Origin of the sequence: Mucilaginibacter sp. NFR10, assembly GCF_900100445.1 — a bacterium.
GTDB classification, from domain to species: domain Bacteria; phylum Bacteroidota; class Bacteroidia; order Sphingobacteriales; family Sphingobacteriaceae; genus Mucilaginibacter; species Mucilaginibacter rubeus.
Map to the genome: position 1 here is coordinate 148,974 of NZ_FMTV01000001.1, position 23,057 is coordinate 172,030.

At 38.6% G+C, this 23,057-nt stretch carries 21 protein-coding genes and 3 tRNA genes; 10 read left to right on the forward strand and 14 right to left on the reverse strand.

Translation table 11 applies throughout. From position 1 onward, the window contains the following. Nucleotides 1–92: 92 nt before the first annotated feature. Nucleotides 93–1,106: a restriction endonuclease subunit M gene (locus BLP33_RS00640; RefSeq protein WP_090523697.1), complete on the forward strand. Its 1,014-nt coding sequence runs from the start codon at nucleotides 93–95 to the stop codon at nucleotides 1,104–1,106. Beyond that, a complete protein-coding gene (locus BLP33_RS00645) occupies nucleotides 1,103–5,089 on the forward strand; it encodes an Eco57I restriction-modification methylase domain-containing protein (RefSeq protein WP_090523700.1) in 3,987 nt (1,328 codons plus the stop codon). The genes BLP33_RS00640 and BLP33_RS00645 overlap by 4 nt, the downstream gene beginning before the upstream one ends. A 2-nt stretch (nucleotides 5,090–5,091) precedes the next feature. On the opposite strand, the gene BLP33_RS00650 is transcribed toward BLP33_RS00645, so the two are convergent. The 4 genes from BLP33_RS00650 to BLP33_RS00665 all read right to left on the reverse strand — a co-directional run bounded on the left by BLP33_RS00650 (nucleotide 5,092) and on the right by BLP33_RS00665 (nucleotide 8,863). Continuing rightward, the gene (locus tag BLP33_RS00650; RefSeq protein WP_090523703.1) at nucleotides 5,092–6,087 is read right to left on the reverse strand and encodes a PDDEXK nuclease domain-containing protein; all 996 of its coding nucleotides are present in this window, start codon (nucleotides 6,085–6,087) and stop codon (nucleotides 5,092–5,094) included. A 9-nt stretch (nucleotides 6,088–6,096) separates the two neighbouring features. Then, the gene (locus BLP33_RS00655; RefSeq protein ID WP_175489879.1) at nucleotides 6,097–7,341 is read right to left on the reverse strand and encodes a site-specific integrase; all 1,245 of its coding nucleotides are present in this window, start codon (nucleotides 7,339–7,341) and stop codon (nucleotides 6,097–6,099) included. A gap of 293 nt (nucleotides 7,342–7,634) precedes the next feature. Next, nucleotides 7,635–7,707 (reverse strand) — tRNA-Lys (locus BLP33_RS00660). A 133-nt stretch (nucleotides 7,708–7,840) separates the two neighbouring features. Further along, complete coding sequence (locus tag BLP33_RS00665) at nucleotides 7,841–8,863, reverse strand: WD40/YVTN/BNR-like repeat-containing protein (RefSeq protein ID WP_090523709.1); 1,023 nt, start codon at nucleotides 8,861–8,863, stop codon at nucleotides 7,841–7,843. A gap of 140 nt (nucleotides 8,864–9,003) precedes the next feature. Here BLP33_RS00665 and BLP33_RS00670 point away from each other — a divergent pair. Beyond that, nucleotides 9,004–9,087, forward strand: a tRNA-Leu gene (locus BLP33_RS00670). A 64-nt stretch (nucleotides 9,088–9,151) separates the two neighbouring features. Beyond that, nucleotides 9,152–9,235: transfer RNA gene (locus BLP33_RS00675), tRNA-Leu, on the forward strand. Nucleotides 9,236–9,254: 19 nt separating this feature from the next. On the opposite strand, the gene BLP33_RS00680 is transcribed toward BLP33_RS00675, so the two are convergent. The 4 genes from BLP33_RS00680 to BLP33_RS00695 form a co-directional block, all read right to left on the reverse strand. Beyond that, on the reverse strand, nucleotides 9,255–9,506 hold the full coding sequence (locus BLP33_RS00680; protein ID WP_090523711.1) for a hypothetical protein: 252 nt from the start codon (nucleotides 9,504–9,506) through the stop codon (nucleotides 9,255–9,257). 21 nt (nucleotides 9,507–9,527) lie between these two features. Beyond that, entirely contained in the window at nucleotides 9,528–10,127 is a 600-nt protein-coding gene (locus BLP33_RS00685) for a hypothetical protein (protein ID WP_090523714.1), read from the reverse strand. A 431-nt stretch (nucleotides 10,128–10,558) separates the two neighbouring features. Beyond that, nucleotides 10,559–11,131, reverse strand: coding sequence for a hypothetical protein (locus BLP33_RS00690; RefSeq protein WP_139159902.1), 573 nt, complete (start codon nucleotides 11,129–11,131; stop codon nucleotides 10,559–10,561). 102 nt (nucleotides 11,132–11,233) lie between these two features. Then, on the reverse strand, nucleotides 11,234–13,282 hold the full coding sequence (locus BLP33_RS00695) for a hypothetical protein (protein ID WP_090523719.1): 2,049 nt from the start codon (nucleotides 13,280–13,282) through the stop codon (nucleotides 11,234–11,236). 106 nt (nucleotides 13,283–13,388) lie between these two features. Between BLP33_RS00695 and BLP33_RS00700 the strand changes: the two genes are divergently transcribed. After that, complete coding sequence (locus BLP33_RS00700; protein WP_090523721.1) at nucleotides 13,389–13,838, forward strand: hypothetical protein; 450 nt, start codon at nucleotides 13,389–13,391, stop codon at nucleotides 13,836–13,838. A 5-nt stretch (nucleotides 13,839–13,843) separates the two neighbouring features. On the opposite strand, the gene BLP33_RS00705 is transcribed toward BLP33_RS00700, so the two are convergent. From BLP33_RS00705 to BLP33_RS00725, 6 genes are all read right to left on the reverse strand, one after another. Beyond that, the gene (locus BLP33_RS00705) at nucleotides 13,844–15,949 is read right to left on the reverse strand and encodes a hypothetical protein (protein ID WP_090523723.1); all 2,106 of its coding nucleotides are present in this window, start codon (nucleotides 15,947–15,949) and stop codon (nucleotides 13,844–13,846) included. Nucleotides 15,950–15,972: 23 nt separating this feature from the next. Further along, entirely contained in the window at nucleotides 15,973–16,413 is a 441-nt protein-coding gene (locus BLP33_RS00710) for a hypothetical protein (RefSeq protein ID WP_090523726.1), read from the reverse strand. Nucleotides 16,414–16,482: 69 nt separating this feature from the next. After that, nucleotides 16,483–16,683, reverse strand: a complete 201-nt coding sequence (locus BLP33_RS27125) for a hypothetical protein (RefSeq protein WP_139159903.1) — start codon at nucleotides 16,681–16,683, stop codon at nucleotides 16,483–16,485. After that, nucleotides 16,626–17,345 (reverse strand): hypothetical protein, encoded by a 720-nt coding sequence (locus tag BLP33_RS00715; protein ID WP_090523730.1) that lies wholly within the window; start codon nucleotides 17,343–17,345, stop codon nucleotides 16,626–16,628. The genes BLP33_RS27125 and BLP33_RS00715 overlap by 58 nt, the downstream gene beginning before the upstream one ends. Nucleotides 17,346–17,391: 46 nt before the next feature. After that, nucleotides 17,392–18,651, reverse strand: a complete 1,260-nt coding sequence (locus tag BLP33_RS00720) for a PBSX family phage terminase large subunit (protein WP_090523732.1) — start codon at nucleotides 18,649–18,651, stop codon at nucleotides 17,392–17,394. A gap of 48 nt (nucleotides 18,652–18,699) precedes the next feature. After that, nucleotides 18,700–19,167, reverse strand: coding sequence for a terminase small subunit (locus BLP33_RS00725; protein WP_175489880.1), 468 nt, complete (start codon nucleotides 19,165–19,167; stop codon nucleotides 18,700–18,702). A gap of 176 nt (nucleotides 19,168–19,343) precedes the next feature. On the opposite strand from BLP33_RS00725, the gene BLP33_RS00730 reads away from it, so the two are divergent. The 5 genes from BLP33_RS00730 to BLP33_RS00750 all read left to right on the forward strand — a co-directional run bounded on the left by BLP33_RS00730 (nucleotide 19,344) and on the right by BLP33_RS00750 (nucleotide 23,044). After that, nucleotides 19,344–19,847 carry an antitoxin Xre/MbcA/ParS toxin-binding domain-containing protein gene (locus BLP33_RS00730; RefSeq protein WP_090523737.1) on the forward strand — a complete coding sequence of 168 codons (504 nt, stop codon included), beginning with the start codon at nucleotides 19,344–19,346 and terminating at the stop codon, nucleotides 19,845–19,847. 97 nt (nucleotides 19,848–19,944) lie between these two features. Next, nucleotides 19,945–20,409 carry an RES family NAD+ phosphorylase gene (locus BLP33_RS00735; protein WP_167516197.1) on the forward strand — a complete coding sequence of 155 codons (465 nt, stop codon included), beginning with the start codon at nucleotides 19,945–19,947 and terminating at the stop codon, nucleotides 20,407–20,409. Nucleotides 20,410–20,492: 83 nt separating this feature from the next. Further along, nucleotides 20,493–21,737: a BamA/TamA family outer membrane protein gene (locus BLP33_RS00740; protein WP_090523743.1), complete on the forward strand. Its 1,245-nt coding sequence runs from the start codon at nucleotides 20,493–20,495 to the stop codon at nucleotides 21,735–21,737. 274 nt (nucleotides 21,738–22,011) lie between these two features. Then, complete coding sequence (locus tag BLP33_RS00745) at nucleotides 22,012–22,608, forward strand: hypothetical protein (RefSeq protein ID WP_090523746.1); 597 nt, start codon at nucleotides 22,012–22,014, stop codon at nucleotides 22,606–22,608. Nucleotides 22,609–22,753: 145 nt separating this feature from the next. Then, on the forward strand, nucleotides 22,754–23,044 hold the full coding sequence (locus tag BLP33_RS00750) for an RNA recognition motif domain-containing protein (RefSeq protein WP_090523751.1): 291 nt from the start codon (nucleotides 22,754–22,756) through the stop codon (nucleotides 23,042–23,044). Nucleotides 23,045–23,057: the final 13 nt, after the last annotated feature.

Genomic DNA, 23,057 nt, shown 5'->3' on the forward strand with positions numbered 1-23,057 from the left:
TAAAATTTTATTGGTAGACTGACTATTATACCGGTGGAATGCAATCGCCCACGATTTTTATATCTTTACGATGAGAATATAAATGAATATCTGTGCTAATAGACGTCGACATATTAGAAAATGAGATTATTGAACAATATCCAAATGTTCTTGATATCTTATTGCGGGATAATACCACGGAAAAGAATATAATTTGGGCAACAAGTAATTATGAAGAAAATGGTATTTTATATAATTCAGATTGCCACATTTTATTGGAGTTGATCACAGGGGACAACGGTAATATTATACTGCCTCGGGTTCAAAAGAACAAGTTACAACAACAAGTTCGGTCAAAAGAAATGGCAGAGGTATTTACTCCATCATGGGTATGCAATGCTCAGTTGAATTTGATTGACAACGCTTGGTTTGGAAGAGATGACGTATTTAATACTGAATTATATTCGTCGGAAAAAGATAATACCTGGCAACCTAATCCTGAACAAATAGTTTTCCCTAAAGGCAAAACCTGGAAAGGATACGTTCGTGACGTACGTTTAGAGGTTTCCTGTGGAGAGGCGCCGTATATAACAAGTAGATACGACACGACAACTGGTTTATTTATTCCTATTGAATACCGAATAGGAATGTTAGACAGGAAATTGCGAGTTATTAACGAAAATGCTCACACAAAAAGTGAATGGTTAAAGGCTGCGCAAACCGCATACAAGAGTATTTATGGTTTTGAATGGCAAGGCGACAGTTTGTTACTTGCACGGGAAGCATTGTTGATTACTTTCATTGAAAACTATATGCACAAATTTGGTGAAGAACCATTATTAAAAACGATTCAATTTATAGCTTACATAATTTCTTGGAACATTTGGCAAATGGATGGCCTAAAAGGTGTGGTTCCTAATTCATGTAACAAAAAAGCAAATATTATTCACGAGTTATTTGGCGATTATCAAGCCACACCTGTTTGTGAAGGATGCGTAGCTGACAAAATTCTTAAACATAATGGTACTTATTGTCTAATAATGGATTGGACACGTAAGGACTTAGAATCTAACAGCCCAGGAAGGAAAATCAGGTTTATTGACCTTTTAAAAAAGCAGGGTAAATGAAATTCACGTCCTCATTAAAGCCAAAATTAATTTACGTATTCCGTATTAATGATACGGCGCACTCTGGTTGTCTAAAAATAGGAGAAGCTACTTCCGATTCTAATGAGCTATTTGGATTGGAACCCAATAGTTCTGCATTGAATAAGTCGGCTAAAAAGCGAATTGACCAATATACTCAGACAGCTGGAATTTCGTATGATTTACTGTACACGGAATTTGCGGTTTATTCTGATAAAGGAGTGATTAAAGCATTTTCAGATGCCGAGGTACATAATGTATTAATTCGGTCAGGAATTCAGCGAAAAATTTTTGATAATGAAAACAAAGCAAATGAGTGGTTTTTAACTGATTTAGAAACTGTAAAAAAAGCTATCATCGCAGTCAAAGCTGGAAGAGATTCTTTGAATAGCCATGAAATATCGGTTGTTCAAAACCCTGTGGCTTTTAGACCTGAACAAAGGTTTGCTATTCAAAAAACTATTAAACAGTTTAAGAAAGGTAGTGAAATGTTATGGTTTGCCAAAATGCGCTTTGGCAAAACTTTGTCAGCTTTACAAGTTTTGAAGGAGGAACAATTTACTCGAACTTTAATCTTAACTCACCGACCTGTTGTAGATAAAGGTTGGTTTGAAGATTTTGCGAAGATATTTTATGATTCGCCTAACTATTTTTATGGTTCAAAAAATCAAGGCCATCGATTTACTACACTTGAGAATCTTGCAAAAAACAAGGATTCAAAATATGTTTATTTCGTTTCGATGCAAGATCTTAGAGGTTCTGAAGTTGTTGGTGGTAACTTTACTAAAAATGATGAGATATATAATACTACTTGGGATTTTATAATTATAGATGAAGCGCATGAAGGCACGCAAACCGAATTAGGTAGAAACGTACTTTCTGGCCTGAAAAAGCCGCATACCAAAATTTTGCATCTTTCAGGAACCCCATTTAATCTACTCGACAATTACAAAGAAGAGGAAATTTATACTTGGGATTATGTGATGGAGCAAAAGGCAAAGGCCGATTGGGATAAAGTTCATTGGGGCGATCCCAATCCATATTCTTCTCTTCCAAAACTAAATATATTTACTTATGATTTAGGCAAGCTGTTGAACGGATATGTTGATGAAGAGGTAGCTTTCAATTTTCGTGAATTTTTTAGAGTAAACGAGAGTGGTGTGTTTATTCATGAAAATGACGTTATAGCTTTTCTAAATTTAATTTGTAAAGCTGATTCAGACAGCAATTATCCTTACTCTACTACGCAATATAGAGATAACTTCAGGCACTCCCTTTGGATGTTGCCTGGAGTTAAAGAAGCAAAAGCATTGAGTAGGGCTTTAAAATCTCATGCTGTATTTTCACACTTTGAGATTGTTAATGTTGCTGGCGAAGGAGATGAAGAAGAAGCAAATGAGGAGGCTCTTAAAAAAGTTAACAAAGCTATTGGTGAAAAACCCGAAGAAACATTTACCATAACATTGTCTTGCGGTAGATTGACTACCGGAGTATCAGTTCCGGCATGGACTGCTGTTTTTATGCTTGCCGGATCATATAATACATCTGCTGCTGGTTATATGCAGACAATTTTTCGTGTGCAAACTCCTGCTACTATAAATGGCAAAATTAAAGAAGAGTGCTTTGTTTTTGATTTTGCACCTGACCGCACTTTAAAAGTAATTGCTGAAACCGCTAAAGTGTCATCAAAGGCAGGTAAGACAACAGGCGAGGATCGGAGGATAATGGGTGAATTTTTGAATTTTTGCCCAATTATTGCGATTCATGGTTCCCAAATGAGAAGTTATGACGTCAATGGGATGTTGGAGCAATTAAAAAAGACTTATGTTGAACGAGTAGTACGAAACGGTTTCGAAGACGGTTATTTATATAATAATGACGAATTAATGAAACTGGACGCATTAGGCTTAGAAGAATTTGATGGTCTAAAGAAGATTATAGGTAGCACAAAAGCAATGCCTAAAAGTGGTGATATTGATATAAATACTCAAGGTTTTACAGATGAAGAATATGAGCAGTTAGAAAAAATTAAGAAGAAACAAAAAAGTGAACTTACGGACGAGGAGTTAAATATTTTAGGTGAAAAAACGGAAAAAAAGAAAAATCGAGACAGTGCAATCTCTATTCTTAGGGGCATTTCAATTCGTATGCCGTTATTAATCTATGGCGCTGACGTCACTGATGAAGAAGAAATTTCTATTGACAATTTCACAGACCTTATAGATAATCAATCCTGGGAGGAATTCATGCCAAACGGAGTTACTAAGGGTACATTTTTGAAATTTAAAAAATATTACGAACCTGATGTATTTCGTGCTGCCGGTAAACGGATAAGAGCGTTGGCTCGTGCTGCTGATCTTTTATCTATTGAAGACCGAATTGAACGAATAACGGCTATATTCAGTACATTTCGTAATCCAGACAAAGAAACTGTTTTAACCCCTTGGAGGGTAGTTAATATGCATTTGGGCGATTGTTTTGGAGGTTACAACTTTTTAAATGAAGCGCGTTCTAACACTCAGGCAATTTCAACCTATTCGTCCCAGGGGGAGGTTACAAAAAATGTTTTTTCATTAGAATCAAGAATTTTAGAAATTAATTCTAAATCAGGATTTTATCCATTATACGCTGCTTACAACATATTTCGCACAAGGATAAATACTAAATTTAATAGTGCTGATCCAAACACTTTAACGATTGCACAACAGTTGGCCGAATGGGATGCTACGATTGCAGAAAATATATATATTATTTGCAAAACTCCGATGGCAAAAAGTATCACTAAAAGAACTTTGATCGGCTTTAGACAAGCTAATTTAAATGCACGATATTTTGAAGATTTAGTTTTTCAAATTAAAAATAAGCCTGAAAACTTTGTGCGGAAAGTTAAAAACGGTCAAAATTATTGGAAATCAAATAATCATACAGAAATGAAATTTAACGCTATTGTTGGGAATCCACCTTACATGGAAATGGATGGGGGGGCACAAGGCAGTGCGAAACCTATTTATAATCAATTTGTGGAGATTGCAAAAAAAATCAAACCTCAATATATTTCAATGATTATGCCATCTAGGTGGTATTCAGGAGGTCGAGGACTTGACGATTTTCGAAGTGCAATGTTAAAAGATAAAAGAATCTCACTATTGCATGATTTTTTAAACCCAGAGTTAGTTTTCCCTAAAACGAATATTAGAGGCGGAATTTGCTATTTTTTATGGGACGAAAACTATAATAATGAAGTGAATCTTACAAAAGTTGTAACGCATAAAGAATCCGAAAAACCAACCTTTGTATATCGATCTCTTCAACCTACAGATGGCGGTACTTTTATAAGACATAATGAAGCTATCTCAATTATTGAGAAAGTGGCAAAAAATAAAGATTTCCAATCCTTTGCGGAATTTGTTTCGCCGTTGCGGCCATTCGGTTTCCGTGGCTATTTTACAAATGATGAAAAATTCAGAGATTCCGATGTTGGCTTAAAACACCCAATTATTTGTTATGGAAAGGGTAAGAAAATTGGGTATGTTGAGAGAGATGAGGTAAATACAAGAAAGTCTTGGATTTATAATTACAAAGTTTTTACACCAAGGGCCAATAATATTGGAACCGAATTAAATGATGATAACTTAAACACATTTGTTGGTGTACCAGGGACGATATGTACAGAATCTTATCTTGTAATGGGGGCAGAACTAAAGCTTGATGAACTTTCAGCTAAAAATTTATGTAAATATTTTTCGACAAAATTTTTACGGTTTATGCATAGTATTTCAAAGGCAAGCCAGGACGCTACATCGAAAACCTACAAATTTGTACCAGTCCAAAATCTATCTATGAACAGCGATATAGATTGGAATCAATCAATTTCAAACATTGATAATCAATTATACTCTAAGTACAAACTTGAAGAAAATGAAATTAATTTTATTCAAGGAATGATTAAAGAGATGAATTCATAGGGTTAAATATTATTTGTACTGTCAACGAATAGTTGATGAAACTTATTTTGTAAAAAGGTTTTATTAGGAAGGATAGTTTGATATTCCGCAACCAATGCTGGAGATAAGTTTCTACTCAAAGCGTATTCAACAACTTCAGTATCCTTGCTTTTACAAAGTAAAATTCCAATAGAAGGGTTTTCGTGGACTTTTTTAACGTCCCGATCTAATGCCTCTAAATAAAAGTTTAATTGACCAAGATGTTCAGGCTTGAACTTATCCACTTTCAGCTCAAAAGCAATTAAACATTGAAGGCTGCGGTGAAAGAAAACTAAGTCAATAAAAAAATCGCTGTTCCCTACTTGTATTCTATATTGTTCCTCCATAAAAAGAAAATCTTTTCCCAATTCTAAAATGACATTTTTCATTTGTAAAATTAGGGCATGTTGAAGATCTCCCTCGCTGTGGATTTCGGGAAGATTAAGAAACTCAAAAACGTAAGTGTCTTTAAAAGCATTTGAAATATTAGGTGTCATTTCTCTCATTACTGATGAGAGTTTTTGATTACCTATCATTACTCGTTCAAATACACCGCTGTTCATTTGTCTTTCTAATTCTCTGGAACTGTAAAGCTCTTTTGCACACAATCGGAGATAGAATTCTTTTTCTTCCATTGAACGACAACGACTAAAAATAGCCAAATTATTTGTCCATGTATTTTCTCTCAGCAGTGCCGAGAGATTTTGATGTTCCTTGTAGGTTTCATAAAATTGCTTCATGCGCCACAAGTTTTTATCGGAGAACCCTTTTAAATTTGGTTCAACGGTTTGTATATAAATCGCCAAACTCGATACAATTGATTTTCCCCATTCCTCGTTAGAAACCCTATTACTTATATATTCTCCAATTTTCCAATACAAGTCTATTAATTCCGTATTTACTGCTTTGTAAGCATTGAAACGTGATTGGTTAATTAATCCAATCACTTCTATAAACTGCTTTTCAACCTGCTTTTTCATAAATTGATTTTAAGATACCTTTAATAATCCTTGTTCGCCAAAAATTTTGCTTTCTAGCGCCAACATATTATTGCTGATTTTTCTTTTAGTGATTTTCGCATAAATCTGAGTAGAACGTAAATCTTTATGGCCTAACAATTTTCCAACGGTTTCTATAGGCACATCATTTTCAAGAAGGACGGTTGTGGCAAAAGTATGCCTTGCTGTATGTGTAGTGAGATCCTTTTTGATTCCACATATTGTCGCGACCTCTTTTATATATGCATTATATCGGACGTTGCTATTTACAGGCAATAGCTTATTTTCACTAACGCAATAGGAATGATTTTTATACTTTTCAATTATTGCCAGGGCAATAGGTAGCAATGGGACAGTTTCTTCGACACCAGTCTTTTGCCGATCTTTTGTAATCCATAGTTTGCCGTCTAAGCCTTTAAAGATATTTGCTGGTTCAAGATTATATACGGTTTCGTAAGCATAACCGGTGAAGCAGCAAAAAACATAAACATCTCGTACTTCTGCTAAACGCTCAATCAAGATTTCTTTCTCATACATTCCAACTAATTCGTGCATTTCAAGGGTTTCTCTATCAGGGTGTTTGTAAGTACATTTAAAACCTGATATTGTATTATGCTTGATCCAACCTTCATCAATAGCACGATCTATAATCTGCTTTAAGGTTTTAACATATTTCATAGCGGTATTATCACCAACATTCTCCATAGTCAGATGATGAAAAAAGTTTACGGCAAAGGCCATTTCAATTTCATCTAAAGCTATATCAGCTATTTTTAGTTTTTTCCTTAGAAAGTCCTGCACTTTATCTTTTAGGCGTTCATAGCGCGCTAAAGTGCCTTTACTGCCTTTATTTTTTTCAACCCTTTGAGCAAATTCATCATTATGCAGTTTAAAAGCTTGCATTAAAGTTTGTTTTATAACCAACTTGGGCATGTAGGCGTCTTTTATCATATCGGGATGTACATGCTTATGTACAGCTGATAGCTGATTATAGTGTTTTTCTAATTCAGCTTTTGTTTTATTAATGTAGCTATTGATCAGTTTGTAGTCAGCGCAACCACTTGTAGCTGTTGCGGACTCTTCATCCCAATGATCAGGATGAATTTTTTTGCCCGAGGAAAACTCTGTACGGCCACCTTTTACAGTTATTCGAACATAGATTGGCACCAAACCCTCTTTAGTAGCCTTCTGACGTTTAAGCCAAAATAAAATGGAAAGATCTTCATTTACTTTCATGCGATTTTTGTTTAAAAAATGAAACCAAAACGTTTTTAAACTGATAGTCAAACTGGTACAAATCACCATGATTAATTCGGTGACCTAATTTCGGAAGAAAGAATAGGTCACCGAATAGGTCACCGATTACTTTGAATTACATTGAACTAACTTGAATTGAAATTTTTTAGAAAACTGGAGGATTGGTTTTGGAAAAAGCTGGTTTTTAAGCTGAAAACCGCGTTTAAACAAAAAAAAGCCTCTTTTTCAAGAGGCTTTTACTTCAAAACGTTCGACCTGTTGGGTGGTCTTTGTGATCCCGCTGGGACTCGAACCCAGGACCCCAACATTAAAAGTGTTATGCTCTACCGGCTGAGCTACGGAATCATTCTTTAAACTTCTTTGGTTCGGTTAACCGTTTCCGTTTAAAGTGGTGCAAATATAGGGTTCTTAATTATTCCCTGCAAGCTATTTTTTAAATTAATATTAAGGTTTTTTTAAGCCGTTAAAAACCAGTAAACTACAATTTTAGAACGGCTATTTTACCACTATTCCCGGCTAATAATACAAGCTTACCATGTTTTGCCTTGCGGCAAACATTAAAACTTGTGCTATCTATTTGTTTCCATGTTTGGCCGCCGTCAGTAGTAATATTACTCCCGGGTGTGCCTGTGGAAAGAAATATCCCGGATTTTATGTGCTCAACACTTGATTGAAAACCTGCCGGCCCTGTTTGGGGTGGTGTAAATGTGAGGACAGGGTGAACCGCCAGGATAGTCGCCACTGAATCTGTTTTTTTATCACTGGCATAATCACCTCCGACAATAATACCGGCATTTTGCCCTATCGATATTGAAAAAGCGCCTTCACTGCTTTTTCCATGTGTAAGTGGAAGGTTTGAATACTGCCATTGATTATTGTGAGGCTGTAAGGAAATAAGCCTGGCGTTACTACCCCCTGAAACGATGTATATCGCCTCTTTGCCCGATACTCTGAGGCATGTGCCACTTGCGGCAAACGATGCCTCTCCCGGCAGTGCATTTGGGGCATTATTCGACTCGTTCCAGGTTTCACCGCCGTCTTTGGTTTCCAGCAATAAAAATTTATTGTTGATCGGGTCGCCCAAGATGTAGCCATGAAGGTTATCGGCAAAATCCATAGCGTCTAAAAAATAGGTAGTATCCGTTTTTCGATATTTTTCATGCCAGGTTTGTCCGCCATCAATTGTTTTCAAGATGAGGGACGGCGTGCCCGAACTCATGATTACAGCCTCTTTGTCGTTGAAAGCTTCAATATCCCGAAAGTCGGATTTTTCATAACCCTTTATTTGTTGCCAGCTCCAGGTTTTGCCGCCGTCGTTTGTTTTGGCGATGTATCCTTTGCTGCCGCTTATCCATGCCATATTATCATCAACTACAGATAAACCGCGGATGCTTGTTGGCTTATCCTGTTGTAAAACGGTAATAGTTTGTGCTTTCAGGGCAGAATTGAACCACAAAGAAAAAAGTAGGGTGCCTGAAATAAAAATGCGGTTTAGTTTCATTACGTTTGATATAAAGAGTTTTATGAAACCTAAGTTAGATTTTCAAAGGCCGTTAAACAACATAATATTGATTTTTTAATTTATTAAGTTGCAATTTGCCGGAAACGATTATATTTGCACGCTTGTTAATAAAACGATAAGCCCGGATGGCGAAATTGGTAAACGTTGCGGTCTCAGAAGCCGTTGAGAATTGTCTCTTGAGAGTTCGAGTCTCTCTTCGGGCACGCCTTTTTTAAAGTAAGAAAAATTAGAATGTGAGAATTGAAAGATTCTCACATTTTATTAAAAGCCCAGGTGGCGAAATTGGTAGACGCACCATCTTGAGGGGGTGGCATTCGTAAGGATGTACGAGTTCGAATCTCGTTCTGGGCACACCTCTTAAACAATTTATTTAAGATCTCTTCCCCTCTTTTAATCCACTGACTTCCTGTTGTAATACATTAACTTGTCCTTCCAGTACTTTCAACCTGATCTCATTGATCCTGCTTTGTGTTTCCTGCGATGAACGGATATCTTTAATGTCGCCTTTCAATTGGAAGTAGCCTGTCATTACCGAAACAACAATGCTTACGGTGCTGGCTATGGTGACTATCATATTCTTTATGGTAATGCCCCTGATCTCTCTGTGTTCAAATGTTGTCATGATGTAGATATTATAAATTGGTTAAAGAAGCACAGCATTTGTGCTATAATGGTTGTGGATGCTCCCTGAATTTATTGGAGGGGCATTTATTCCTGTGACTTGTACCCGTAGGTGAGGCATATCAACATTTTCGATAGCATGTGAATAGTCAGTTGATGCTAATCCCTTGTTAAGATTGCTTAAACTAAGCGTGGCAACATCAATAGCTTCTTTTCCTTTAAAAAGAGCCATTGCCCAGTTAATTATTTCGGGGCCATATACCGCCAGGATAGCCAAACCTCCTGTTAATGCGCCTTCAAAAAGTGTGAATGCTCCCTCAGCCAGTTCTGAGCCTTTTTTAATTAAGTCCAGTATGTCTTTCCAGTTAAGAAACGCGCTAATCATATCAGGGATCTTATTGGCAACTTTGTCGCCTGAATCAGCCAGTTTGAGATTTTGAGTATTTAATTTGTCAATGGCATCAGTCAGTTTAGGAAGATCGGAGCTTAAAGTATTCAAAGGTTTTGACATATCAGCTATAGCATTGCGGAAGTTGACAAAGGCTTTGGTATATAGGTCGAGCTGTCTTTGTCCATCGCTGTTAACCTTAACATCGACGGTTATTTTTTTTTCATCTGGCATATAATGTAAGTTGTTTTAATTGGTTGATCGTTGTTGGAAATAGGAATGAGGGGTAGGAGGTGTTGGAAAGAGCTACTGTCGGTATGCGTTTTGCAGGATGGAAAGAGGGTTTTCTGTTTGAGTTAAAGATGTTAATGTCGTTTTTGCTTGTAAGCCAATTGTTTGTGACTACTGAACGGGTTTTATGATTATGAATGTAGTTCCATATGGCATATTTATTACGCCGTTAAATACATCAGGGTTGGTGGTTTTTTAGAAAATTTGCCATCTCAAGTTATGGCTTATTTGACGGAAGAAGTAAATTGGAATGAACAAACAAATAGCATGGATTAACCTGTAGTGTGACCATAGCCATTTACTATTTATGAGGTAATATCCTATAATTACGTACACTAAATCATTTAGCCAGCAGTTTTTCTTAACGGTTTAAATCATGGCCGTTTGGTTATGCTTTGAATATTAAATTTAAACGTAGGGCTGTTAAAGCCTTCATGTAAATCGATGATATTATCAAAATCAATATTGTTTACGATATCCCTTACAAAGGTTCCTGAAACAATTACTCTGTCTCCGTCTTTCATTTCTTTCAAGGCATTTTTTACTGCGCCTGCGCTATCAATTTGAGCATCAAATATTATTGTACCAAATTCAGGAACTTTTTCGTCTAAATAATTATTCCTCGGAATCAATAATCTTACGCTGGTATCATAATCATCGTCTACAAGCGGTGTCGTTTTTATTGTCTCTATAACCGCTAACCATTGTTTTACATTCCCCTGCAAAGTATCTTGTACAAATTTTAAAATAGCCGCTTTATGGTATTTGACGGCATCGCCTTTTTTGATTGGGTTATCGTTAACTACTTTAGCGGAGTCGGCAATTTCAACTCTTTTAATGAGGGCCAGTTCCGGAGCAGGCATGTTTTTCAATTGGTCTCCCTGTTGTGTACTATCACTACAAGCAGCAAGGCAAAACCAAACGGGAATTAATCGTGATAATTTCATGATGTAGGTTTATTGATTTATTGTACAATAAAATGCTAATTTTTTTGGTAAATATACCATTTATATAATATCATACAAATGCTATTTAACAATTAATAATTATCATCCCAACTTCACCAATTCAACCTTCGTCGGCTGTCCTTTTCGCCAGCTATCAATTTTGTTGATGTAGTAATAGCAACTATCCTGTTCAAGATAAACAGGAATAAGTAAATCGAGCTCAAGGATATCGCGGGGTGTAAGCAAAAAATATCTGACTACCTTTTTGGTTTGCGAAAGTATTTTTTCGAGCTGCGGATAATACTTTGTTTTTAAGCCAGACTGTATGCTACCGTTAACTCCCGGTTTATCGCTAAAGCAAAGGTTAAATTCACCGTCGGGTTTATAAAAATAAGGTACCGATACAACGTCATTTACCTCAACAGTTTTCTCGCCATCGGTAAATTTTACAGTAGGGTAGTTTTTAAGACTAAGCAGGTTTAACTTTTGATCTATCAATATTCTTGGCGATGTCCCGATACTAAAATCGTTGTTATCGCTGTCAGGATCGAGTTTTTTGATTTGAGCTATGGTTCCACCAGTAAAAGCCCGGTTAAGGGTAGGGGCAAATTGGCTTTCAAACAAATCTGCACTGGCCGGCAAGGTTTTGTCATTAACCACAATTTCTGCGTCGGCAAACTTTTTAGGCAGTACATTATCATCATCCTTGTATTTCATGTAGTTAACCTGTGCATATCCACCAAGCTGGAAGTTAATAGTTTTGCCCTGATCGATGCATTTGCTGGTCCAGTTTTTTGCGATTGGGATATTATCTACAATATCAGCAAATGAGTTAAACGACACGGTGCGGGTACTGTTATCTGTTTGGCATACAATGCCGAAACGTTGTAGCGTATCCTTCAATAAATCCTTCTGACTAATATCCGGAAAAATACGTTCGCATTGAACCTGTTGACCGTATAAAATTGGTTTCTGGTCAACATCAAACCTAAATGCAGCACCTTTGTGAATGAATACCGTTGTATTGTAACGATGCAGGTGATAAGAGATAAAAACCGAATCCCCTTTATTAAGTTCAAAATCGTATGTGAGTTTTAAGTTCTTAACCGGTTCTGTGCGCTCCCTGGTGTTAGGCGGATAGGCCTTGTCGGTAAAGTTTATCGTTTGTTTTGTTGAAACACTTTCATGCCCATTTGCATCGCGATAGTTGATAATGAGTTCAAAATACCCATTATCGCCAGTATTGGCAATACCATGCATATCCAAATCCAATATCAGGCTTGCTGTTCCGTTAACCCGCTCTTTTGCGTGGTATTCCTGAAACCCAATTGGTAATGTTCTATCCGTATTGTTGTTAGCATGCATGCCTAATTGCCCGCCATCTATTACGAGGTCGTTATTTGTTACATACAACATCGATGCTGATTTACTCAAGCCTTCAACAGAATTTTGAAAATCTGAGCCATGCTCAAATTCATCATTGGCAAACTGGCAAATAAGTTTAGGATATAACTCATTTTTAAGCAAGGAGCCTGTTGCTTTATAACCTGTGTTTTTGATCATTAGTTCGATTGCTGTTTTAATGAAAAAGCCGGGGCGCATGGTGTACACATCTAAAGGTTTATCAAAATCAACTTCGTTTATCGATCCATAGTCCACAACGGGCCATATCCAGCCGTCTGTCTTTTTTTGTGAGGCGATAATAGTATCCAGATTCCAGGGGTGGTCAAAAGCCTGCCACGGCAGGTTTTTACCCAAATTGGATGTTGGGCTGCTGCTATCGCCCATGTCATAGATTTTTCCCTCCAACGCATCAAAAAAATCAACGTTACCGCTTAGTATGGTGATGTTGGCCATATCCTGTTCAATGCTGTTAAGTACAGCCAGCCCGTAAGGAATAATCTCCAGCCCATCCTGGATGATTTTTGCCTGGTAATTATCATAAGGGAGCATAGTAGTAAAAGCTATATCATCCGGGAAACCCAGGATTTGACGGTTACGCTGTGTTAGCGGGATCTTAAACTGGTTGCTGGTATTGCCCTGCTGGTTTTTAACTTCGGCCAGGTTATTGATCTGGAAGGTAAGCGCAATAGGGCTGTCATCAGTTAAATCAACCACTTGGTCATTAATATAAAGTTGTATCTGATTCATGAAATTAGCAAATGTTAGTTGTTGATCGTTGTTTAAAACAATTGGTTTATTATCAATAATTTATTTAAGTTTATGATCCCGACCAATTAACCTGAAACAGCATTCAATGCATGTAAAGTATCTTTTGATAATTGCCATATTGGTATGTTGCCTGGTATCATGCAAAAAAGATGATAAGGCTGCTAACCCTGTAGTTACTATTACAGGTAAATGGTACCTGAAAAAATATCATACCCGCAGTTATAAAAACAATGTACTATTGAGAGATACTGCCCGTATAGATTACTCGGCTGCTGATTTTGAAATTTTTAATAATGATGGTTCAGGTTATACGTCAAACCGCACTCCGTCGGGCGAAACGGCGCTTATTAAATATCAATACACTTTGAAGGATAAAGTATTAACCATAAGTAAAACAACACCGGCATTTTATGAAGGCACTTATACCGTTAATACACTTAGCGAAAATGCACTTGAAGTAAGTTATGAAAGTAGTATAACTGTTGATGGTGATTATTACTATGGGATTGATAACATTAGTTTTACGAAAGAATAGGGCGGTTATTGGCTTTGAATATTTATCGACGGCATGTTGAATGTTACGCTAAACGGGGCCTGCCCGTTGCGGGTTTCATATTCGCTGTAGGTAGCCGTATTTATCACAATGGTTTGCCACCTGACAGGATTTTTATTTACCAGCATTTGTACCTTTGGCGAATATTTAATTGACTGCAGCCCGCGGATATCATTTACAGAAAGGTCTTCGGCCATAACCTTCATTTTTTGCCCTGCACTTTTGCTGATCACTTCTTCAATTCCTTCCTGGGTTTGCCAGTTTTGTACAAAGTTTTTAATTATAACAGCATTTTGAACATCCAGGCTTATTTCCTGGTTAAATACAAAACGATAGTAATCCCAGGAACCACTAAGCCCGATCCATCTCAGGTATACTGAATTATCATCAACAGCATCATCTATCCGTATAGTTTGTGCTTTGGTTAACGAATGCGAGCCATTTTCATCATCATACCTGATCTGGATATTGAAGTAATAGGCCACGGCCGGGAAGTTTGCATTAACCATAAGCCGGTGCAGGCCGGCGGGACCTGTTAAAGGCATGATAAAAGATGTCTGGTTCCCAATACTAAATTTGCTGCCATCTTCATTCAATATCCATGAATCATCTTCGTTTTGTAAATAATCGGGTTGTGAACCACCCGGTAGCGGGTTCCGGTTAATATCAAGCAAAGTAAGCAGGCAATAGGGTTGGAGGCCGGCCATCTCATCGGTGCAGATAAACCCAATATCGAATGGGTACCCGGCCGAATACACAGGTTCTTTAAAATCTGTTATCCATTGTGCAGGTGAGTTAACGTTTGGTACATAAGCTGCAAGGTTGCCGCCATATTTATCCCCGAGCTGTTTGGCCGCATAAACCACATAGTACGGATACCGAATTTGACTGAAGCTGCTTGTAAATCCTTCGTTTGAGCCATCATCATAATGCTGGGCGTACTCAACCGTATAAGCGGCGCAGAGATTGGTATCGCGATGATCAACCTGGTTGTAATCGCTGCTGTCGGCCGGGCGCAGCAAACTCTGTAAAAAGTTTGACAGGTCCGCTTTTACTAAGCCGGTATTATCCGGCCGGTTTACTGATTTTATAGCGGATAGGTTATTGGTAAGCGGATCGTTATAGGTAATGCGGGTATGTAGCTCATAATACGGGTACATGCTGTTGATATTAATAAAACCGGTAGTGTCACCGTTTATAAAGGAAGTATCAATCACTATGCTATTGGTGCCGGTTACTTTTTCAATGGTATAAACTCCTTTATAAGCGTTCGTATTCAGATAGATTTTATCCCCTTCCTTGACTTTAACCAAACCTGTATTGGTGTCTTTAAAATTGGCGTTAACACTGATGCAGGCATGCCCTTTTTCGCCGTCGGCTGTTATGTTGTTAATCGTGAAATCTTTTCTTTGATAGGTAAACACGATAGGATTGAACGCCGCGCTCCAGCGTGATATATATCCATCGGGGAGCATTACCGAAGGGTCACCGGTTAACAGATTGGTGGATGTTGAAATACTAACCTCCGCGGTGTCTGTACAGCCTAAGGGGTTACTGTCTTTTACAAGTATGTGTTTTAACCCTCCGCTTAGGTTTGTGAAAACAGGAGACGCCTGCCAGTTTACACCCAGATCGATACTATACAATATGGATGCAAAACTTGAGGTCGCGTTAACTGTAATCTGAGCGTCGGCAGCTCCCGGGGCCGACTCGATCTTATTAATAGCTATATAATTTATCTTCAGATCACAAACAGAGGGATTGGGGGAAGGATTGTCACCGGCTTTGACAGCAATTATGCTGAACGATACATAATTACTCCGAATCATATCGCCCTGGGGACTATATTCGTAATCCCTGATGATACCTGAATAAAGTGGGAATGATTGCCCGGCTACAATAACGGTGAAGGTGCTTGTATACCCGTTTTCGTTACGCTGATAGGTGACTTCGCAGTTATTGCCATTGGTAGGCTGCCTGGTATCAGCATCAATAATGCTGATGAATACATCGCCCTGATCGATTTGTCCCCCGTTTTGGTCGGGGTAGGTTGTTGAGCTGATGGTTTCATTAATAGTGGCTGTTATATTCATTTTTTATTGGTTAGAATGAGGGTTTAAAAAGCATCAAAATACATGGCCGATAACGCTATGGTTAAACCAATACCGGTGGTGTTAACATCAAACTTGTTATAAACCGGCACACATTTGGCTTTTTGCCCTGCTTTGACCCTGAAGTACCGGCCTTCGCCTTCCCTGTATTTTGAGGCTTTTACCACAAATTGGTTAGCCATTTGCAGTGCCTGCGATATATAGGTTTCATTTTCGGCCGTGAACTGTCCAAAATCTGTTTTGAACAGAAACTCCATATAAACGGTGAACGTATTATCAACCGAGCCATTAACCTGCGGACTTACCTCAATAGGCTGAAGGGGGTAAAGAAATACGCAGGGAAAGCTGATATCATCTGCAAGGGTATTCAGTTCGGCCTGGGTGCCATAGGCAAAAGCCAGGTTGCCATTAAGTGTTTGTACAATAGCTTCTATTTGGTTACGCATAATAATTCAGGCCCCGATCCCTGGGTTGGGGTGGTTTGGTATTTAATAGCCTTGCAGGGATAAGGCGCTTTAAGTTGTAGTTTGAGATAGCTCGCTATATCGTTTTTGATATCCAGCTTCAGTTTTGTTAAGCAGCAGTTTGGTAAGCAAGCGCTCATATGGCATACTCATGATCAAGTCCCATTTGGTAATATCGCCGCCTGCTAATGAGTTTACAGTGTTGATGTATTTGAATTTTTCGAACGACTGGATTCCTGCCCTTTTTTCCAATACGGTAGGAACCGATGCCAAAAGCTTATTCTCGGCATCGATAAGCTGGGATAACAGGTAAAAAAATGCTTTGAGATGGGCAGTGCCTCCGTTACCCGTAGCTTTTTAACTTCATCAATAAAGTTTTCGACTTCATATTCGTTATATTTTTTACCCGTAGCCCTGCAATAAAAGTATTGTGCCAATACCTGGCAGCAGGCGTTTAATGATGGGTTAAAATGTTCCTGCCAATCATCTTCGCCATGGGTTTTTATATGGGTATTTATTTCTTCGGCTATGATATCGCGGGCTGCCATAAAAGCGCCAGCAGGCTCAACCGACAGGTTTTGCATTACTTTTACCTTTGTTTTTTGGAATGGTGCCCCGCTGTCCCCAGATAGCATAAAAATTACCTCTTTGGGGATCTCGTTACTGTTGTACAGGTGTTTAATCTGGTAGGATAAAGAAAGCACGGCATCGCCAAACTGGTGCAGATCATCATAGTTTTTGATGTTATGAAGCTCAATAACCGGGATGCCCGAAAGTATGCTGATGGCCTCCAAATCTGTTATATCGGGCCGGGCTTGCAAATCCATTAGTTGGCCCAGGGTTACTTCATTTAATTGCGTTGGTATCCGGACCCGCAACTTGCCCTGGGGTGTTTTTAATATTTGTTCTGTCATATCTATTTAAGCCTGTATCGGTTTTGTGGTTTTTGATTATGGATGTTTAGATAAGCCCGTGTAAAACCCCTGCCTGTTGAATGCTTTGCCTGTGCGGCAGGCGCGAGTGGAGTTTTCCGGTACCGTTTATTTTTAGTTTATTAAGGGCGATATACCTTAAGGGGTCTATCAAATGATTCCATGAGTCAACCGGTTCATTGATGGTTTTGCCTGTTACATTTACGCGCCATTTATAACGGTTAAGCTCGTTGCGCAGGTTTGTACTATTGCGGGTTATATTTATTTTGTAGCGTTTAAGGATATCAATAGAGTTTTTAACACTATCGGCACCTTTTTTTGCAGCTGTAACACGCCACCCCAGGCGTTTTAATTCTTCTATTGATTTGGGTTCTGCACTATCTGCAATAATTTCGCAGTTAAAACCTACACCGGCCTCTTTTAATTTTGAGGAAATATCTGTGTTGGTGAGGCCTGTTTTGTAGAGTAACTCGTTTACCCACAATTCGCCGTTTTGCTGGTATACTTCAATGCATCCGGTTTCATCATTGGTAAAACCAAAATCTAAGCCCAGGGCTATCAAACGGGCATCGGCCGGGATAGATTCGCAGATATACCAGTTGTCAAATATAAGCCCGGTTATTTTGCCGGTTAAACCACGGGCGTATACTTTCCATAGTTCAATATCAACAGTTTTTAACGCTTCTATTTTATCACGTACTTCCTGACCTAAAAACGGGTTATGCCGATGGTCGGACACTATAAGTTGTACCCCCGGTTTACCAATTAAGTGCTCATGTACCCAAAAGCCGGTATTGGGGTTATAGTCAATAAAAATGCGCTTTTTGGTACGCAGGGCCAATTCTGTATATACGTCCCATGTAAGGCCATTGGCTTCGTTGATAAACAGGTAGTCGCGCTTTCCGGATTTTGCGTCCTGTCCGTTGTCGTAGCTTTTAAACTCAATAATACTACTGTTAAAAAATTCGAAGATCCGGTCGCTTTTATTATAGCTTTTAATTTTTGCCTGTAATACCGGCGAAGAGCTATATATATTTAGCGCATCACGCAGGGCGCCTGCTTTAAGGTTAGGGATATCCTGTCCAACTATGGTGATCACCTGTTTGGGGTTTTCGCAGGCAAGGCAAAACAGCGCCTGCTCAATGGCAAATGTTTTACCGCTGCTGGTACCTCCCTGGTTAATTACCACATGCGCGGTTGAGAGATAATTTTGTTTGAACAGGACAGAGCAGTGAAAACCTTCCGGTTCTTTAAATGGAATGTCGGTGATTATTTCTTCATCGGTCATTGTTACTGATTTTAATCTGATAGCTGAGGTTGCAAACGGGTACCGGAGTTATAGTTTTACTTCTTTTTCGCTGCCGGCAGGGGGAGGTCCTGAGCTAAAGACCTTTACTGTTAAAATGTTCCCTGCTTCTGTATTTGGTAATTGATCATGTTTTTCGCTCCACCCCATATTTTTTAGCGCGAACATTGCCCCGGTTACATTTTGGTGCAGATGGGCTTCATAGCAGGCTTCTACGCGTAAAACGCCCTGTTTAACTGCCTGTGAAAACGGGCCGTGTTGTACATAAGTATAAAACTCCTGCCGGCTGCTAAAGCCAAGGGCAAGGGCCAGCCCTGATAATGTTGCAGGTTCGGGTTCACGGTCCCAAACCTTTTGTTCAATAGTTTCTGCATTGTCTTTACTGTTTTTTACCGGTTTTTGTTCAATATGATATTTCCCCTTTATATAGGCGAAATATTTGTCAATAAGCCGCTCAACCTGGGCGGCGTTATCAAAGGAAGATATATAGGGCTTCATTATGTTGTAAATGCCGATTGGCATAAAAGAATAATCAAATGTCGGGAATATTTTTTACAATTGCTAATTTTATTGGTAATTTTTTATTTAAGCAGATATAAGTGGATAGGCATAGGCGGTGGAATAAATAAAATGTAAATATTTTCTTTTTTAATAGAAAATATTTACATTTGTGTATGAGCAAAGCAATTAAACGTAATACAGCTATTGAAGGCAGGCAAGGGCAGGCTGCATCCCGCCCGTATGTATTTACCGATGCGCCTATGCAGGTTTTTAATGATCTGCTGATGCCTTATGAAACCTATTTTAAATCGCCTTTGGCCAAGCTTGGGGCTATAAAACAAGGGTTGCGTTCAAATTCCATCACTGATTTAGTAAAGGTAACCGGTGCTACTCAAAGTGATATTGCCAAATGGTTGCATATAACCGAGCCTACTTTGCGTAAGCATTTACAAAGCACACATGAGCTAAACCAGGGGCTGAGTGAGCACATCATTCAACTGTTTGAGCTTTTTGACAAGGGCCTGGATACCTTTGGCTCCCTTGATGAGTTTAAAGGCTGGCTAAAACATTATAATCCGGGTATTGATGCTATCCCATTTGATTTACTCGATACCATAACAGGCATTGGTATTGTAATAAGTCAGCTTATCCGTATTGATTACGGTGTGCTTGCCTAAAAATAATTATTGAATTAATGATTTAGTGAATTATTGATTGCATTTTTAACGCAAATTTATGATCACTAAATAGGTTATTAATCTTTCCTTCTATCTTTTGAACGTTTACCGGATAAGTCAAACCAAATATGCCCATGACCGCAAAGGCTCAGGAATTGACGGCCGATGGAATTCATTGGGACAATATATGATCTATACAGGCGGTTCATTGGCTCTTTCATGCCTTGAAAAACTGGCGCACTCGCCTGGCACTGCTTTATATGCAGGTGATTTTTCGGTTATTATATTTCAGATACCGGATAACCTGCCTGTTTTTGAAATCACTGTAAACAAACTCCAAAAACTTAATGCCAATTGGCACAAGGTAATTAACTACCCGGTTACTCAATTGCTTGGCGATACCTGGCTTCGTAAAATGGAAACGGCCGTATTAAAAGTACCATCGGCAATTATTGACCTGGAATATAATTACCTGCTTAATCCGGCCCATCCCGATTATAACAAAATAACTATCAGCAGTGTAAATAAGTTCACTTTTGATCCGCGGCTTAAAGCTCAATAAAATCTTGTACAAACAAATAACTTAAATAATTATTTTATAATTGCACGGATAAACCTTTACTTTTCCTGCATCGAATAATTATAATGGGTATTAATAAAACAAGCATTTTAATTTTTGCAGGGCTGCTCATAAGTATCAGAGTACACGCCCAGGATAAAAGATACATCCCGATAGGGCACACTAAATATAAAGATACAATACTGGTTACCCATCCCGATACCACTTTTGAAAAAGATATATTTGACGTTATAGGATCCATTTTTGGTGAAAGCAAGAAGCCCGGCAAAGTTGATTCTGTAACTTCAAAACCGGTAATATCAATTATTCCGGCTATAGGTTACACTTTACAAACAGGGCTGGCGGGTACTATATCAGGCAATGTGATTTTCAGATTAGCACCCGATACCCGGATCTCCACCATAACAGTAAACCCTGCCTACACTCAAAATAAGCAGGTGATCGTCCCCATCCAATCAAACATATGGTCGAAAAATAATAAATATGATTTTATAGGCGATTTCAGGTTTTACAAATATCCGCAAAGCAGTTTTGGCTTAGGCAGTAATTCTGACAGGGATAATGAAAATCCCCTGGTTTATAGTTTTTTTCGTTTTCATGAAACTGTTTTGCGCAATATAACCGGAAATTTTTACGCCGGTTTGGGATATATTTTTGACGACAGGTGGAATATGTACGAGAAAGGGCAGTTAAACGGAAAAACGTCCGACTATGAAAGGTACGGCCCTGTTAGCCGCGCTATATCAACCGGGATAACGTTTAGCGGGCTCTATGACAGTCGCGATAACCCGATCAATGCGTCGCGCGGATTTTACACCTCGTTACAGTACCGGGATAATTATACTTTTTTAGGTAGTACAACTGCCTGGCGCTCTTTAATTGTTGATGTGCGCAAATACTTCAGGTTTCCGGAAAGCTCGGATAACGTGCTGGCCTTTTGGTCATATAATTGGCTGGTAATTAATGGACGGCCGGCATATCTCGATCTGCCCGCTACGGGGCACGACCCAGGCTTTACTACCGGGCGCGGATACATACAGGGCAGGTTTAGAGGGGCGCAAATGGTTTACCTTGAAAGCGAATACCGGTTTAAAATAACCCGTAATGGTTTACTTGGAGGGGTAGCTTTTGTAAACGGCGAGTCGTTTTCGGCGGCACCGGGTACGGCTTTGCAAACTGTGCAACCCGGTTTTGGGGCCGGTTTAAGGGTTAAACTAAATAAGGTATCCAAAACAAACATAGCCATTGATTATGGTTTCGGGCGCGAAGGGTCAAAAGGCTTGTTTATTAATGTGGGCGAAGTGTTTTAATTGGCAGATATTGATTTGATTAACAGCATGTTGCCTGTAATTTGTATTTTAATTTTTACATTTTGGATGGTGGAAATTCCTGAAAATAGGCCGTAGCTTGTCTGTTTTTTGCATTTTTATTAAAAGTGCATTACCGCGCGTAAACCGGCAACTTTAGCATGACTATTGACGTATATTCATATAAAAGTTAAAAAAAGTTAAAAAATTAATTCGTTTAACCATATTTAATGAAATTTGTAATTATTTATTGCTATGTTTATTTGCCAATAAGCCTATGATACGTACCAGTTTTACTAAATGGTTTGTTTTACTAAGTTTATCCATCTCGGTGGCTTTAACTTCCTGCCAAAAAGACGAGGAGGTGAAAGATATCAGCGCGGTTAAAACATCAGGCAGTAAGGACAGCGTATCGTCAGTAAACATTATCAATACTCCGGGTAATTTTCTTGCAGGCAAAGGTACTTTAAAAGTTACCATCGAAGATTCAACTTACACTTTCGATGCCAGCCAGGATTCAATTGCATTCATAAACGTGCATAATGGCGATAACAAATACTTTGGCATCACAGCGATCAATAAAGCGCATAACATGAGTTTTGGCATCAGCTCGTTAGGATTGGCTTCTGTGAAAACCAGCAGCGACGTAGCCGGAAGTCAGTTTTTGTTTAAGGTTGATGAAAAAAAACCTTTGCTTCAATATACCCTGACCAAATATGCTGGACAACAGGATTTTGGTAAGATTGATATAGATCAGTATAATCACGAAAATATGATTGCTAAAGGTACTTTCTTTACCTTTTTAGCTAAAGACGATAAGTCTGACTCTCCCTTTTACCGCGTTGAGGGAAGCTTCGAGCTACAACTCAAATAAAATCCGGTTCTGTTTTTAACATTGGTTTGGAAATTTTACTCAGTAATATGAAGGTAAAAAAGCCATTACCTAATCATCATTAGTGCCGGGCGAGGCAGGAATCCGGCTCTTTTTTTGTACCTTTACGCAAATTTTAAAAACATTGATGAAAGTATTTATTGCAGGTCTTCCTTTAGAAGTAGATGAGGCCGAATTAACAGCTGTTTTTGGTGATTTTGGGCCGGTTAAATCGCTCAGGATCATTAAAGATCGCGAAACAAAAGAGAGTAAGGGTTTTGGTTTTGTGGAGATGGTTAACGAGGATGAAGCGAAAGAAGCGATACGTTGCATGAATGGAGCAAGTTATTATGGCCGCAGGATCACGGTTAACGTAGCCGAAGATAAAGGTCCTGGCTTTAACGGCGGTGGCCAAAAAGGTGGCTTCAGACGTAATTAATACCAACTAAAAC